Raw genomic sequence first — 14,755 nt, 5'->3', positions numbered from 1 at the left:
CGGGCGAGCATTTGTCGTTGTGATTGGCAGAATTTCTGTTTTTGGCTTTTAAATCAACCGTGCAGGCCGGTTTTTATCCCGGTGCCGGCGCATTCACCGGTTTTGCGAAAACCTGTCGTCGTTACCGCGAAGCGGATCCTCCTTCTGCGAATTTCGATGCCTGATGCATGGTGGGCATGAAAAATTTCTTAATTCTTTTCAAGTGTTTATGCTTATGAACGTGGCCGGCCCCGATCAGGGCCGGCCACCGGTTTTCTCATCGTCCCTTCCAGACGGGGTCGCGTTTCTCGGCAAAGGCGCGCGCGCCCTCGAGCTGGTCCTCGCTGGAATAGAGAATATCGACCGTCTTGAACTGCCGACGGGTGATCCTGTTCATCGTCGTCTGGAAGGTTTCACCCTCGGCGGCGCGCACCACTTCCTTGATGGCGGCGTAGACGAGCGGCGGGCCGCTTTCGAGCAGGCGGGCGAGCTCCCAGGCCCGGTCCATCAGCGTGTCGGCGGGCAGCACCTCGTTGACGAACCCCCACCGGTGCGCCTCCTGCACATCGAGCCAGCGACCGGTCAGGAGCATGTCCATGGCGATGTGGTAGGGGATGCGCTTGGGCAGCTTGATGGAGGCGGCATCGGCCACCGTTCCGGAGCGGATTTCCGGCAGCGCGAAGGTGGCATGCTCGGCGGCGAGGATCAAATCTGTGGAAAGTGCGATTTCCAGCCCGCCGCCGCAGCAGATGCCGTTCACCGCGCAGATGATCGGCTTGTTGAGGTCGCGCAGCTCCTGCATGCCGCCGAATCCGCCGATGCCGTAATCGCCATCGACGGCATCGCCCGCGGCGGCGGCCTTCAAATCCCATCCCGGACAGAAGAATTTCTCTCCCGCACCGGTGATGATGGCGACGCGCAGGCTGTCGTCATCGCGGAAATTCGCGAAGATTTCGCCCATGATGCGGCTGGTCGCAAGGTCGATGGCGTTCGCTTTGGGGCGATCGATGGTCACTTCCAGGATGCCGCCTTTGCGGCGTTGCAGTATCGGTCCGGTCATGGGTTCTCCCTCAGACGGATCAGTGCGTCGGCTGCGACGACACCGTCGCCGGCAGGCAGCACCATTATGGGATTAACGTCCAGTTCTTCGATTATTGAAGCGTTTGAAACGACATAGGATGCCGCTGATGCGACGGCGGCCACGAGGGCGTCGAAATCTCCTTTCGGTCCGCCGCGATAGCCGTTCAACAGCTTTGCAATCTTGAGGCGATCGATGGATTCCCGGATCGCCTTCTCGTCGGTCGGCAGGGTCAGGATGGCCGAATCCTCGATGAGTTCGACGAGGATGCCGCCGGCCCCGATGGTGAGGACCGGTCCCGCGACGGGATCGCGCATGGCGCCGATGATGAGTTCGGCGACCGGCTTGCCGACCATCTTTTCCACCAGGAAACCGGAGGCGACGCCGGCCATGGCTTCCGCAGCCTGCATGACGGCCTCGCCGCTTTGCAGGTTGAGCTTCACCGCGCCGGCCTCCGTCTTGTGCGCCACGCCGAGGCCTTTGAGCACGACGGGAAAGCCGAGCGTTTCGGCCGCGTCGGCGGCGGCTTGCGGCGTTTGGGCGGTCAGGCCCTTCGGCACGGTGAGGCCATGGGCGGCGAGCGCCTGTTTGGCCTCGTGTTCGGTGAGCGTGATGGCGTCACCCTCGCCGGCGGCGCTCTTGAGGAGCGGCGCCGATTGCGGCCTGGACCAGGCCTCGCCGATGCCGGCGGCGGCATCGGCGGCGGCAAGCGCCTCCTCTATGCCGTAGAAGGGAACCACGCCGTTCCGCATCAGCATTTCGGCGGTCGCCTCCGGCATGTTCTCGCCCATGGAGGCGACGATGCCGGCATTGGCCCCCGTCGCCTTCGATGCATCGATGACGGCGTGGCAAGTGGTCGTCCAGTCCTCGGCATCGCAGCGATCGAGGCGGGGGAAATCGAGCACGACGAGGTTCAGGGCGTAGCCACCCTGCATCATGGTGGTGAAGGCGGCCGTCTGCTTCTCGCGGTTGCCCCAGACGAAGGTGTGGTAGTCGAGCGGGTTGGAGATCGTCACCATCTGGCCGAGCGTCTCGCGCAGCGGCTGGCACTGGAAATCCCTGAGCGCGCGGTAGTTCACCTTGCGCTTCACCCCGGCATCCGCCATCAGCGAGGCCTCGCCGCCCGAGCAGGACATGGAGGAGATGTCGTGGTTGGGAAGGGGGCCGGCGACATGCAGCAGCTTCAGCGTTTCCAGAAGCTCCGGCAGCGTCTCGACCCGGCCGATGCCGAGGCGGGCGAGCAGGGCGGAGGAAACGGCGTCGTTGCCGGCCAGCGATGCGGTGTGCGAGACGGTCGCAAGCTGCGCCTGCTCCGACTTGCCGACCTTCAGCGTCACGACGGGCTTCTTCAGGTCGCGGGAGCGGACGGCGAGGCGCTCCAGGGATTCGAGGCTGTCGAAGCCTTCGATATGCAGGCCGACGGCGGTGACGCGCGGGTCTTCCAGCACGGCGCAGGCGAGATCGGCGAGGCCGGTCTGCGCCTGGTTGCCGGCCGTCAGGATATAGGCGAGCGGCAGGCCGCGCTGCTGCATCGAAATGTTGCAGGCGATGTTGGAGGACTGGGTGAGGACGGCCACGCCCTTTTCGATGCGCAGCATGCCGTGCTGGTCCGGCCAGAGCAGGGCGCCGTCGAGCATGTTGATGAAGCCGTAGCAGTTCGGCCCGAGGATCGGCATGTCGCCGGCTGCGTCCACCAGCGCCTTCTGCAGGTCGTCGCCATCGGCGAGTTCGCTGACGGCCTCGCGGAAGCCGGAGGCATAGCAGACCGCGCCGCCGGCACCGCGCGCGGCGAGGTCACGGATGATGCCGATGGTCAGCTCGCGGTTGACGCCGACGAAGGACGCATCCGGCGCGCCGGGCAGTTCGGCGACGGAGCGGTAGCATTTGCGGCCGAGGATCTCGTCCTCGCGCGGGTGCACCGGCCAGATCTCGCCGGAAAAGCCCATCTTGTCGCACTGGAAAATGACCCGCCGCGCCTCCTTGCCGCCGAAGACGGCGATGGATTTGGGCCGGATCAGACGGTCGAGGGAACGGGTCATCTATGGCTACGCTCCCAGTGGCCGCAGCAGGTCGCGGCTGATGATGTGGCGCTGGATTTCCGAGGTGCCGTCCCAGATGCGTTCCACGCGCGCATCGCGCCAGAAGCGGGCGAGCGGCAGGTCGTCCATCAGGCCCATGCCGCCGAAGATCTGGATCGCCTCGTCGGTGACGCGGGCGAGCATTTCGGTGGCATAGACCTTGGCCGAGGCGATCTCGCGGTTCGACGGCAGGCCCTGGTCGAGCCGCCAGGCGGCGCTGAGCGTCAGCAGGTCGGCGGCGTCGATTTCGGTGATCATGTCGGCGAGCTTGAAGGACACGCCCTGGTTGGCGCCGATCGGCTTGCCGAACTGCTTGCGCTCGGCGGCATAGTTGAGCGCGTAGTCGAAGGCGCGGCGGGCGCGGCCGACGGAGGTCGCGGCGACCGTCAGGCGCGTCGCGTAGAGCCAGTCGTTGGCGATGTCGAAGCCCTTGTGTACCTCGCCGAGGATCTGGGAGGAGGGCAGGCGGCATTCGTCGAAATTCAGGATGCAGTTCTTGTAGCCGCGGTGCGAGACCGAATTGTAGCCGTCGCGGATCTCGAAGCCCGGCGTGCCGCGGTCGACGAGGAAGCAGGTGATCAGCTTCTTCTTGCCGCGCGGCGTGTCCTCTTCGCCCGTCGCGATGAAGACGATGACGAAATCGGCGATGTTGGCATGGCTGATGAAGTGCTTGGTGCCGTTGACGACCCAATCGTCGCCGTCCTTGCGGGCGAAGCACTTCATGCCGCGCACATCCGAGCCAGCATCGGGCTCGGTCATGGCGAGTGCGTCGAACTTCTCGCCGCTGACCGCCGGCAGCAGGTATTTCTCGCGCTGCTCGCCTTCGCAGGCCATCAGGATGCCGGAGGGGCGGCCGAAGAAGACGGTGAGCGCCATGGAGCCGCGGCCAAGCTCGCGCTCGACCAGCGTGAAGGAGGTGTGGTCGAGACCCGCGCCGCCGACCTCTTCGGGGAAGTTGCAGCCGAAGAAGCCGATTTCCTTGCACTTGCGCGCGATCTCCCGGCCGAGCTCCGGCGGCACATGACCGGTACGCTCGACCTCGTTTTCATGCGGATAGATTTCCGTTTCCACAAACAGGCGGACCGTGTCCACGATCATCTGCTGTTCGTCGGTGAGTGCGAAGTTCATGGCTGTGTTCTCCCCTCAGAGAATGTTTTTGTCTGCCCGGTCGCAGCCCCCTCATCCGCCTGCCGGCACCTTCTCCCCGTTGGGGAGAAGGGGATGTCGCGGGACTGTATTTCCCCTCCTTCTCCCCGACGGGGAGAAGGTGCCCGAAGGGCGGATGAGGGGGCTGCCGGCATCGTTCATTTTTTCTGCCCGACACTCCGGCCGGCACCTTCCGGCACCGGGAGCGTCGCGTGGGCGTCGGCGATCGGCTTGATCTTCGCCAGCACCTCGGCCGGCGCCTCGACGCTCTTGCCGGCCTTCGAGTCGACATGGACCATCATCTGCTCGGCGGTGGCGATGACATCGCCGGTCGCCGCGTCGTGGATGCGGGTGAAGAAGTGCAGGCGCTTGGCGTCGGACGAGAGAAGCTGGAGCGTCGTATAGAGCGCCTGGCCGAGCTTGCCTTCGCCGAGATGGCGGATGTGGGTTTCCACCGTGTAGTAGCTGTGGCCGGCCTCGACATAATCGAAGTCCACGCCGATGAGGCGAAGCAACGCATCCGAGGTGTCGCCGAACAGCTGGAGATAGCGATGCTCGGTCATGTGGCCGTTGTAGTCGACCCAGGCGGCGTTGACCTTGGTGTCGAGCAGGCGCAGCGGTTCGGCTGCGGAGACCTCGACCTTGGCCTTGCCGGCCTTGGCCCACAGATGCGCCTCGAATTCGGCGAGCAGCTTGCCGGAGCCCCAGCCCTTGCCGTCGTCGCCGGCCTTCAGCGCATGCATGATGCCGACGAGGTTCTGGTCGCGGATGCGCTCCAGCTCACGGATGCCGCGCGCGCCGGACTGGGCGTCCGACTGGTTGGCGATCTTCTCGACCAGTTCGTCGTTGAGGTCGACGACATCGGTGAGCTTCGTCCAGGGCCAGGAGAGGCAGGGACCGAACTGGGCGAGGAAGTGGCGCATGCCGGCTTCGCCGCCGGCGATGCGATAGGTCTCGAACATGCCCATCTGCGCCCAGCGCATGCCGAACGAATAGCGGATCACGTCGTCGAGCGTCTCGGTGTCGCAGATGTCGTCCTTGATCAGCCAGAGGCCCTCGCGCCAGACGGCTTCCAGCAGGCGGTCGCCGACGAAGGCCTCGATCTCCTTGTTGATGATGACGCCCTTCATGCCGATCGGCGCGAGCTTGGCCTTGGCGTCTTCCAGCACCGCGCGCGCCGTCTTCTGGCCGCCGACGAGTTCGGCGAGCGGCAGGAGATAGACGGGGTTGTAGGGATGCGCCACGAACAGGCGCTCGGGATGCTTCATGTCGCGTTGCAGGTCCGTCGGCATGAGGCCCGACGTGGAGGAGCCGATCAGCGCCTTGGGGTCGGCGGCCGCATCGATCTGGTTCAGCACGCCGCGCTTCAGCTCCAGGCGCTCGGGCACGCTTTCCTGAATCCAGTCAGCGCCTTCGACGGCTTCTTCAATGCTCCTGGCGAAGGTGACCTTTCCCTTCGGCGGCAGCGGCGCCATGGTGAGCATGCCATAGGCGCGCTCGGCATTGGCCATGACTTCGCCGATGATGCGTTCGGCTTCCGGGTGCGGATCGAAAATCTTCACGTCGATGCCGGCCAGCGCGAAACGCGCGACCCAGGCCCCGCCGATGACGCCGCCGCCGATGCAGGCGGCCTTGTGGATGGTGCTCATGCTGTCGTTCCCTCGTGTTTGTCTGCGGGGTGGCTACCCCCTCATCCGCCTGCCGGCACCTTCTCCCCGGCGGGGAGAAGGGGATGTGGCAACGCCGTATCCTCCCTCCCTTCTCCCCTCGGGGAGAAGGTGCCCGAAGGGCGGATGAGGGGGCTGGCGCTGCCGTTCCCGTCAACCGCGCGGCGCGCGCTTCGTCAGTTTCAGCTTCTCGCGCACTTCGGCCGGGCCGATGATGCGCGCACCCATGCTTTCGACGATGGTGACGGCCTTTTCGACGAGCTGCGCATTGGTGGCCAGCTGGCCCTTGGCGACGTAGAGGTTGTCTTCCAGGCCGACGCGGACATTGCCGCCGGCAAGCACGGCCGCGGCCGGATAGGCCATGGCGTTGCGGCCGATGGAGAAGGCCGAGAACGTCCAGTTGGACGGCACGTTGTTGACCATCGCCATGAAGGTGTTGAGATCATCAGGCGCGCCCCACGGAATGCCCATGCAGAGCTGGATGAGGACCGGATCCTCGATCACGCCTTCCTCGACGAGCTGCTTGGCGAACCAGAGATGGCCGGTGTCGAAGGCTTCGATTTCCGGCCGAACGCCGAGATCGGTCATCATCTTGCCCATGGCGCGCAGCATCGACGGCGTGTTGGTCATCACGTAGTCGCCGAGCGAGAAGTTCATGGTGCCGCAATCGAGCGTGCAGATTTCCGGCAGGCATTCGGCGACATGGGACACGCGCTCGGTGGCGCCCACCATGTCGGTGCCGGCGGGGTTGAGCGGCAGCGGCTGCTCGGTGCCGCCGAAGATCATGTCGCCGCCCATGCCGGCGGTGAGGTTCAGCACCACGTCGACCTCGGCATCGCGGATGCGCTCGGTCACTTCGCGGTAGAGGTCGTTGCGGCGGCTGGGCGCGCCGGTTTCGGGGTCACGCACATGGCAGTGCACGACGGCGGCACCCGCCTTGGCGGCATCGATCGCGGATTCGGCGATCTGCTTGGGTGAGCGCGGCACGTGCGGCGACTTGCCGGCGGTATCGCCGGAGCCGGTGACGGCGCAGGTAATGAAGACGTCGCGGTTCATCGCAAGAGGCATTCTCGTTCTCCCAGTATTCTCGTTAAGGCCATTACGAGCCAAGAGAAGGCGCAATGCTTTCACTTTTCAGATCCATCCTTGACAATTTAGGAGGTGCATTTGCATGCTTGCGTCATGCTCGATCTCTCCTCCGATACGCTCGACATCGATCTTCTCATCCTGCCCGAGACGAACCTCATCCTCGTCGCCTCGGTCATCGAACCCCTGCGCGCGGCCAACCGCATTTCCGGCCAGGCGCTCTATCGCTGGCGGATGTTCTCGCCGGATGGCCACCCCATCGAGACGCGCAGCCGCATTCCCGTTCCCGTCGACGGCGTGTTCCGGCCGGAAAAGGAGACGGCGCCGCTCTTCGTGCTGTCGAGCTATCAATGGCAGATGAGTGCGACGCCCCTGTTGCGGCGCCAGCTTTCACAGACCGCGCGCTACAGGACGATGATGGCGGGCATCGAATCGGGCAGCTGGCTGCTGGCGGAGGCAAGCCTGCTCGACGGTTCTTCCGTGACCATTCACTGGGAGGACATGGAGGAATTCGCCTCGCGCTATCCGCAGATCGCCGTGATGCGGGAGCGCTATGTCATCGACGGCAAGCGCATCACCTCCGGCGGCTCGCTGCCGACGCTCGACCTGATGCTGGAGATCATCCGCCGACGGCAGGGCTATTCGCTGGCGCTGGAGGTGTCGCGGCTCTTCATCTACGAGCATGAGCGCACGGGCGGCCTCTTGCAGGTGCCGGCGCTCGGCAACATGCGGGTCGCCGACCAGCGCGTCAGCCAGGCCGTGCGGCTGATGGAGGAGACGGTGGATGCGCCGCTGACACTGGCGCGGCTGGCCAGGCGCGTCGGCATCAGCGCGCGGCACCTGCAGGACCTGTTTCAGGAATCGATGGGCGTGGCGCCGCACCAGCACTATCTGGCGCTGCGTCTCAACGCGGCCCGGCGCAAGGTCATCGAGACCAAGGCGGAGTTCGCCGATATCGCGGCGCTCACCGGGTTCAACTCGTCCTCCGCCTTCTCGCGCAGCTACCGCGCGCACTATCACGAAAGCCCGACGGAGACGCGGCGGCGGTTGCGGGCGGGCGTGAAGGTTTAAGGGGCGCGCCGCGACAGGATGGGGATCACCGTTTCCGCCGCCTGGCGGGACAGCGTGTCGCGCGGCCAGACGAGACTGAGCGATTGGCGGTAGGCCGGGCCAAGCGGCAGCAGCACCGGCGGCGGACGGATATTGGCCAGCGAGTTTTCCGGCAGGATCGACAGGTGGCCGTGTTTCAAGACGAGGTTGATGATGACGGGAATGGAATCCACCTCCACCAGCGTCAGGCGCGCCCGCTCGGCCGGCGTGAGCGTCGCCTCCAGAAAATGATCCGTCATCTGGCGCAGGCCGCTGCGCGGGCTCGGCACGGCAATCGGCTGGCGCCGCAGAAGGGCCGCGAGATCCTGGCCGTCGTGTTCCCTCAGATCGCGAGGGGCGGCGAGGGCGAGCGGCGACTGGTCGATCAGGCAGCCGTCGAACTCCGCCGGATAGCGGTCGGTATCGAGCAGGATCAGGTCGAAACGGCGGTTCTTGAGGCCGGAAATGAGTTCGTCGGCCGTCGTCGAGGACAGGAAGAGCGGCTGGCGCGGGCGGGCGGCGCGCCACTCGACCGCCAGCCGCGCCAGCATGCCGGCGATCTCGCTTTCATGGCCGAAGGGGATGATGGCGCCGAGCCGCCAGGTGGCGGCGCTGCGCCGGAAGCGTTCCGTCGATGCGGCGGCCAGCGTTTCCCAGGCGGCCGTGATGCGCTCGGCAAGCGCAAGCGCTTCAAGGCCCTCGGGCGTGCAGCCGATGCCCTTGGCCGAACGGTCGAGCAGCGTGCAGCCGATGGCCTTCTCCAGATGCGCGAGCTGGCGGGTGAGCTGAGGCTGGCCGAGGCCGTGGCTTCTGGCGGCGGCATTGATGCTACCGGCCTTGGCCGCAGCGGCGAAGCGGGTGAGCGACGCCAGCGGAATGGCGTGCCCGCCCGGTGTTCCCTGTCCGAGGGACAGAAGCGCTGCGGCGGCGCGGGCGATCTCGGCAAAATGCGGCAGGCGGTTCTCCGCCTCCAGCGTCGGCACCAGCGCCTGCCCGTCGCGACGCACCAGCGGCACCGAGAGCGCCGCTTCGACGCGGCGCAGCGCGGCGCTCGCGCTGGAGGCCGGACGGCCGGCGCGGGCGGCTGCCCTGCGGATGCCACGCTGTTCCAGTATGTCATGCACGAGGCTGAGGGTGGCCAGATCCACGGGGCGCTTCCGTTTGCAGGATGATGTTCGGTTTATAGCATAGACCGTGCGGATTTTGGGATATCTGTTTGCGCCCTGTTGCGCTTAACATCCCTCGCGTAGTTTTCTGCCATTCCAGGAAAGGCCGTGCGGCTTTTCCGACGCTGCTTTCGATACAGGCTTGGGGACATGCTCGCTTCTGCCGATACGCTCTATCTCACCGGCCAGCCGCTCGATTTCGCCACGTTGGAGGCGATCGGTCGGGCGGCCCGGCCATCGGTGGCTTGCGAGATGGGCATGGGCCGGGTCGCGAGCGCGCGGCATGTCGTGACCGACCGGCTCGCCACCGGCCTGCCGATCTACGGCGCCAATACCGGCGTCGGCTCGATGAAGGACAAGCTGTGGACGGCGGACGACCTCGTGGAGTTCAACAACAGCCTCGTCAGAGCGCATCATTTCGGCACGGGCGAGCCCTTCACGCTGCCGATCGTGCGCAAGGCGATGGCGATCCGGGTGAACACGGCGCTCGGCGGCTATTCCGGGTGCAGCCCGGAGCTGATCGACGCGTTCCTGGCGCTGCTCGAAAAGGATGTCGTGCCGGTGGTGCGCCGGCACGGGTCCATGGGCTGCGCCGATATCGGCCTGATGGGCCAGATCGCCGCCGTGCTGACGGGCGAGGGCGAGGCCTGGTATCGCGGCGAGCGCCTGCCGGCCTCCGAGGCGCTGAAACGGGCCGGATTGAAGCCCCATCACATGCAGCCGCGCGATGCGCTGGCGGCGCTCAGCGTCAACGCCATCTCGCATGCCGCCGCCGCCGACGTGGTGCGCGAGGCGGCCAAGGCGATCCGCAATCTCATGGTGACAGGCGTTCTCTCGTCGCTGGCGCTCGGCGCATCCGCCGATCCGTGGCGGGTCGCCGCGCGCCTTTCGGCCCATGGCGAGGCGATGGCCGGCCGCTGGTTCGAGGCGCAGGCCGCCTCCGGCCACTGGCCGAAGCCATCGGCGATCCACGATCCGCTCAGCCTGCGCATGACCGCGCAGGTCTTCGGCGCCTGCCTCGATACGCTGATGAACGCCGCCGAGCGCATCGTCGAGGCGACCGCCCAGTCGGATGACAACCCCGTCGTCATCGACGGCGTGATCATGGCATCGGGCGGCTCGCTGCCGCTCTCCACCACGCTCTATGTGGAAGCGGCGCAGACGGGTTTTGCGCATCTTGCCCGCAACGTGCTGAACCGCTGCGTGCTGCTCGCCAACGGCGTGCGCCGCAACCTGCCGGTCAATCTCGTGGCGCCCGGCGAGGCGGCGACGGGCTTCGGGCCGCTGCTGAAGCTCGCCGTCGAGCTCTACATGCGCATCCAGTCGCTGGCGGTGCCGATTTCCGCGCAATCCATCGTCGTGGCGGGCGGGCTGGAGGAGGAGGCGACCTTCCTGCCGCTGATCGTCGAGCGCATGGAAAGCCAGGTGCGCGACCTTCGCCAGCTTGCCGCGCTCGAAGCCATGCTGTCGGCACAGGCGGTGGATCTTGCGGGCGACAATGTCGAGGGCGTGGCCGCCATCGCCTATCAGCGCACACGCGCCATCAGCCCGTTCTACCGCAAGGACCGGCCGCTTTCCGCCGAGATCGAGGCGCTCGACCGCGATCTCGCCTGCCCGGATGCGCTGGCCGCCTTCCTGGACATGGCACCCATGGCGGATTTCGACACCTTCTTCGCCCTCAAAGCCTGACGGAGACACGACATGGCCGATTTCGATCTCGTTGTGAAAGGCACCGTCGTCCTGGCGGACCGCATCGTCGACGGCGGCCATGTCGCGGTCCGCGACGGCAAGGTGGTGCATGTGGGACAGGGCGCCATGCCGGCGGCGAAAGAGCGGCACGACCTCTCGGGCGCGCTGATCCTGCCCGGCGCCATCGATGCGCAGGTCCATTCGCTCTCGCAGAAAGACCAGGAGGATTTCATCTGGTCGACGCGTTCGGCGGCGGCGGGCGGCGTCACCACCATCGTCGACATGCCCTATGACGAGGGTAACCTCGTCTGCTCGGCCGAAGCGGTGAAGATCAAGGTCGATCATGCGTCGCCGCAGGCGCGCGTCGATTTCGCGCTCTATGGCACCGTCGATCCCGAGGAGGGGCCGGCCCGCATTGAAGAGATGGTCGAGGCGGGTGTCGCGGCCTTCAAGTTCTCGACCTTCGGCACGGATCCGAAGCGTTTTCCCCGCATTCCCTCCGCGCTGCTCGAAGACTGCTTCCGCGCCATCGCGCCGACGGGGCTGACGGCCGGCGTACACAACGAGGACGACGAGGCGGTGCGCGCGGCCATCGCGAAGGTCAAGGCGGCCGGCATCACGGATTATCGTGCGCACGGCCTGTCGCGTCCGCCGCTGACGGAACTGCTCGCCTCCAACCAAATCTACGAGACGGGGGCGCAGACCGGGTGCCCGGCGCATGTCGTGCATTGCTCGCTCGGCCGCGGTTATGAGATCGCTAGCGCCTATCGTGCGCAAGGTTTTCGCGCGACCATCGAGTGCTGCATCCACTATCTGACGCTCGATGAAGAGAACGACGTGGCCCGGCTCGGCGGCAAGGCGAAGATCAACCCGCCGATCCGCCCGCGCGCCGAGGTGGAAAAGCTCTGGAGGCATGTCGCGGAAGGCAATGTCACGCTGGTGTCGACGGATCATGTCAGCTGGTCGGAGGACCGCAAGACCAACCCGGACATGCTGGCCAATGCCTCCGGCGTGCCGGGGCTGGAGGTCATGGTGCCGCTCTTCGTCAAGGGCGCGCTGGAGCGCGGCATACCGCTGACGCGCGCCGCCGAACTGATGGCGCTGAACCCGGCCCGGCACTTCCGCCTCGACCATGCAAAGGGGGCGCTGGAAGCCGGCAAGGATGCCGACATCACGGTGCTGACGCCCGAGCCCTATACCTATGACGCGGCGGCAAGCGGCAACAATGTCGTGGGGTGGTCGCCCTATAACGGTATTCGCCTGCCGTGGCGGGTCTCGGGCACCTATCTGCGCGGGAAACTCGCCTTCGACGGCGCGAAGGTGCTTGCCGAACCCGGCACCGGCGCTTTCGTTCGGCCGCTGCCGACGCTCGTTTCCACGGGAAGCTGACGATGGCCCGTTCAACCAATCTGCCGGTCGATCCCGCGCGCATCGCTGATGTGATCGACGGGCTTGCCCGGCTCACCGATCCGGGACGGCCTTATACGCGGCGTGCCTTTACCGCTCTGTTCCCGGCAGGGCGGGATTTTCTCGAAGGCGCGTTCCGCGCTGCGGGGCTCGAAACGCGGATCGACGCGGCGGGCAACCTTGTGGGCCGCCGGCCGGGCCGCACGCCCGGCCGCGGCACCATCATGCTCGGCTCGCATTCCGACACGGTGCCGGATGGCGGACGCTATGACGGCATCGCCGGCGTTGCAGTGGCGCTGGAAGTGGCGCGCGCGCTGGCCGACCAGGGCATCGAACTCGACCACGACCTTGAGGTGGTGGATTTCCTTGCCGAGGAAGTCTCCGTTTTCGGCGTTTCCTGCATCGGCAGCCGCGGCATGGCCGGCGTGCTGCCGGAGGACTGGCTGGAGCGCGAGACCGGCGGGCTGACACTGGCGCAGGGCATCCGCGATGTCGGTGGCGATCCCGCGCGCATTGTCGCGGAAGCGCGCCGGGACATCGCGGCCTTCCTTGAGCTGCATATCGAGCAGGGCCCGGTGCTGGAGAGGGAAAAGCTCGACATCGGCGTGGTGACGGCGATTGCCGGGATCACGCGCATCGAGATCATCGTCGAAGGCCGCGCCGATCACGCCGGCACGACGCCGATGGGCGCGCGGGCGGATGCGCTGGCGGCGGCCGCCCGGCTCGTGACGGGCATCGAGGCGCTGGCCAGATCGTTCTCCGAAGGGCCAAGCCATTTCACCGCGACCGTAGGCGAATTTTCCATCGAGCCGAATGCCGCCAATGTCGTGCCGTCGCGGGCGCGCCTGCTGATCGACGCGCGCGCCGAAGAGCGTACGACCATGGATGTGTTCGCCGCCTCCGTGGACCAGCTCGCCGAACAGATCGCGCGGGAGACGGGTACGGTCATCGCTGCGCCGCGGCGTCTGTCCGACAACATGCCGACACCCGGCGACCCGCTGCTGCTGGATGTGCTGGACGCCGCCTGCGAGGCGGTGGGTGCCGGGCATCGCCGCATGGCCTCCGGTGCCGGGCACGACACGGCCTTCATGGCGAAGGTGACGCGGGCTGCGATGATCTTCGTGCCGTGCCTCGGCGGGCGCAGCCACGCGCCGGAGGAATTCGCCGAGATCGACGACATCGCGCTCGGCGCGGCGGTGCTTTTTAACGCAGTGATTCAGCTGGATGAGAAACTGATTCAGGAGAACGCCTAATGGGCCGGATTTTAAAGGAAAAAGACGTCGAGGCGGCTGTCCGGGGCGGCTCGGTCTATGCCGCCGGCGGTGGCGGCTGGGCCGACCATGGGCGCATGCTGGGCCATGCTGCGGTTTCCATCGGCAAGCCGGAACTGGTGTCCATCGACGAACTCTCCGACGATGACTGGGTGGCGACGGCCGCGGCCATCGGCGCGCCGGCCTCGACCACGCCGTGGGAAATGCGCGGCGTCGATTACGTCAAGGCGGTGGAACTGCTTCAGGACGCGCTCGGCGAGAAGGTCGCTGCGCTGATGGTGGGGCAGAACGGCAAGTCATCGACGCTGAACGGCTGGCTGCCGTCTGCCATCCTCGGCACGAAGGTGCTGGATGCCGTGGGCGACATGCGCGCGCATCCGACCGGCGACATGGGCTCGATCGGCATGGCCGGCTCGCCCGAGCAGATGATCCAGACCGCCGTTGGCGGCAATCGTGACGAGAACCGCTACATAGAACTCGTCGTGCGCGGCGCCACCGCGAAGGTCTCGCCGATCCTGCGCACGGCCTCCGACATGTCGGGCGGCTTCATCGCCTCGTGCCGCAACCCGCTGCGGGCTTCCTATGTCCGCAGGAACGCGGCGCTCGGCGGCATCTCGCTGGCGCTGAAACTGGGCGAGGCGATCCTGGCGGCAGAAGGCCGGGGCGGCGCGGCGATCATCGACGCCATCGTGAAGACGACGGGCGGCGCCATCCTGACCGAGGGCACGATCACCGACAAATCCGTGGTCTACACGAAGGAGGCCTTCGACATCGGCACGGTGACGCTCGGCAAGGGCGACACGGCTTCCGTGCTGCATGTGATGAACGAATACATGGCGGTGGAATCCGCCGACGGGACACGGCTTGCGACCTTCCCCGACGTCATCACCACGCTGTCGCCCGAAGGAGAGCCGCTGAGCGTCGGGCAGCTCGAGGTCGGCATGACGGTCTTCGTGCTGCATGTGCCGAAGTCGATCATCCCGCTCGCATCGAGCGTGCTGGATCCCACGGTCTATCCCTCGGTGGAGAAGGCGATGGGGATCGAACTGGCGCGGTATGCGCTGGAGACGGTGGTTTGAGAGAAGAGGGGGTAAGCCTC

Annotated in this window: 12 protein-coding genes; 6 read left to right on the top strand and 6 right to left on the bottom strand. The window is 66.5% G+C overall.

Going from position 1 to position 14,755, the window contains the following annotated elements; translation table 11 throughout:
- Nucleotides 1-23 precede the first annotated feature (23 nt).
- Complete coding sequence (locus GR158_RS01785) at nt 24-164, top strand: hypothetical protein (RefSeq protein ID WP_160869578.1); 141 nt, start codon at nt 24-26, stop codon at nt 162-164.
- Between the two features lie 92 nt (nt 165-256).
- Here GR158_RS01785 and GR158_RS01780 read toward each other — a convergent pair whose 3' ends face one another.
- From GR158_RS01780 to GR158_RS01760, 5 genes are all read right to left on the bottom strand, one after another.
- On the bottom strand, nt 257-1,039 hold the full coding sequence (locus GR158_RS01780) for a carnitinyl-CoA dehydratase (RefSeq protein ID WP_160869576.1): 783 nt from the start codon (nt 1,037-1,039) through the stop codon (nt 257-259).
- Entirely contained in the window at nt 1,036-3,096 is a 2,061-nt protein-coding gene (locus GR158_RS01775; protein WP_160869574.1) for an acetate--CoA ligase family protein, read from the bottom strand. The genes GR158_RS01780 and GR158_RS01775 overlap by 4 nt, the downstream gene beginning before the upstream one ends.
- Nucleotides 3,097-3,102: 6 nt before the next feature.
- A complete protein-coding gene (locus tag GR158_RS01770) occupies nt 3,103-4,263 on the bottom strand; it encodes an acyl-CoA dehydrogenase family protein (RefSeq protein ID WP_160869572.1) in 1,161 nt (386 codons plus the stop codon).
- Between the two features lie 176 nt (nt 4,264-4,439).
- Entirely contained in the window at nt 4,440-5,930 is a 1,491-nt protein-coding gene (locus tag GR158_RS01765; RefSeq protein ID WP_160869570.1) for a carnitine 3-dehydrogenase, read from the bottom strand.
- Nucleotides 5,931-6,101: 171 nt separating this feature from the next.
- Complete coding sequence (locus GR158_RS01760) at nt 6,102-7,016, bottom strand: 3-keto-5-aminohexanoate cleavage protein (protein ID WP_134651215.1); 915 nt, start codon at nt 7,014-7,016, stop codon at nt 6,102-6,104.
- 114 nt (nt 7,017-7,130) lie between these two features.
- Between GR158_RS01760 and GR158_RS01755 the strand changes: the two genes are divergently transcribed.
- On the top strand, nt 7,131-8,105 hold the full coding sequence (locus GR158_RS01755; RefSeq protein WP_160869959.1) for a GlxA family transcriptional regulator: 975 nt from the start codon (nt 7,131-7,133) through the stop codon (nt 8,103-8,105).
- Here GR158_RS01755 and GR158_RS01750 read toward each other — a convergent pair.
- Nucleotides 8,102-9,271, bottom strand: a complete 1,170-nt coding sequence (locus GR158_RS01750; protein WP_160869568.1) for a LysR family transcriptional regulator — start codon at nt 9,269-9,271, stop codon at nt 8,102-8,104. The two genes, GR158_RS01755 and GR158_RS01750, sit on opposite strands and share 4 nt — an antisense overlap.
- Nucleotides 9,272-9,439: 168 nt before the next feature.
- Between GR158_RS01750 and GR158_RS01745 the strand changes: the two genes are divergently transcribed.
- Genes GR158_RS01745 through GR158_RS01730 form a run of 4 tightly spaced genes read left to right on the top strand, consistent with a single transcriptional unit; the run spans nt 9,440 to nt 14,735 of the window.
- Nucleotides 9,440-10,978 carry an aromatic amino acid lyase gene (locus GR158_RS01745; protein WP_160869566.1) on the top strand — a complete coding sequence of 513 codons (1,539 nt, stop codon included), beginning with the start codon at nt 9,440-9,442 and terminating at the stop codon, nt 10,976-10,978.
- A gap of 12 nt (nt 10,979-10,990) precedes the next feature.
- Nucleotides 10,991-12,367, top strand: a complete 1,377-nt coding sequence (locus tag GR158_RS01740; RefSeq protein WP_160869564.1) for a dihydroorotase family protein — start codon at nt 10,991-10,993, stop codon at nt 12,365-12,367.
- 2 nt (nt 12,368-12,369) lie between these two features.
- Nucleotides 12,370-13,638 (top strand): Zn-dependent hydrolase, encoded by a 1,269-nt coding sequence (locus GR158_RS01735; RefSeq protein WP_160869562.1) that lies wholly within the window; start codon nt 12,370-12,372, stop codon nt 13,636-13,638.
- Nucleotides 13,638-14,735 carry a DUF917 domain-containing protein gene (locus GR158_RS01730; RefSeq protein ID WP_134651205.1) on the top strand — a complete coding sequence of 366 codons (1,098 nt, stop codon included), beginning with the start codon at nt 13,638-13,640 and terminating at the stop codon, nt 14,733-14,735. The genes GR158_RS01735 and GR158_RS01730 overlap by 1 nt, the downstream gene beginning before the upstream one ends.
- The last annotated feature ends 20 nt before the right edge of the window (nt 14,736-14,755 follow it).

Source organism: Shinella sp. AETb1-6, assembly GCF_009826875.1.
In the GTDB taxonomy this organism is placed as follows: Bacteria; Pseudomonadota; Alphaproteobacteria; order Rhizobiales; family Rhizobiaceae; genus Shinella; species Shinella sumterensis.
This window is presented reverse-complemented; position numbering and strand designations above follow the sequence as displayed.

Coding starts and splice junctions, on each gene's coding strand:
- GR158_RS01780 (WP_160869576.1), bottom strand. CDS start 1,039: ATGACCGGACCGATACTGCAACGCCGCAAAGGCGGCATCCTGGAAGTG.
- GR158_RS01775 (WP_160869574.1), bottom strand. CDS start 3,096: ATGACCCGTTCCCTCGACCGTCTGATCCGGCCCAAATCCATCGCCGTC.
- GR158_RS01770 (WP_160869572.1), bottom strand. CDS start 4,263: ATGAACTTCGCACTCACCGACGAACAGCAGATGATCGTGGACACGGTC.
- GR158_RS01765 (WP_160869570.1), bottom strand. CDS start 5,930: ATGAGCACCATCCACAAGGCCGCCTGCATCGGCGGCGGCGTCATCGGC.
- GR158_RS01760 (WP_134651215.1), bottom strand. CDS start 7,016: ATGCCTCTTGCGATGAACCGCGACGTCTTCATTACCTGCGCCGTCACC.
- GR158_RS01755 (WP_160869959.1), top strand. CDS start 7,131: ATGCTCGATCTCTCCTCCGATACGCTCGACATCGATCTTCTCATCCTG.
- GR158_RS01745 (WP_160869566.1), top strand. CDS start 9,440: ATGCTCGCTTCTGCCGATACGCTCTATCTCACCGGCCAGCCGCTCGAT.
- GR158_RS01740 (WP_160869564.1), top strand. CDS start 10,991: ATGGCCGATTTCGATCTCGTTGTGAAAGGCACCGTCGTCCTGGCGGAC.
- GR158_RS01735 (WP_160869562.1), top strand. CDS start 12,370: ATGGCCCGTTCAACCAATCTGCCGGTCGATCCCGCGCGCATCGCTGAT.
- GR158_RS01730 (WP_134651205.1), top strand. CDS start 13,638: ATGGGCCGGATTTTAAAGGAAAAAGACGTCGAGGCGGCTGTCCGGGGC.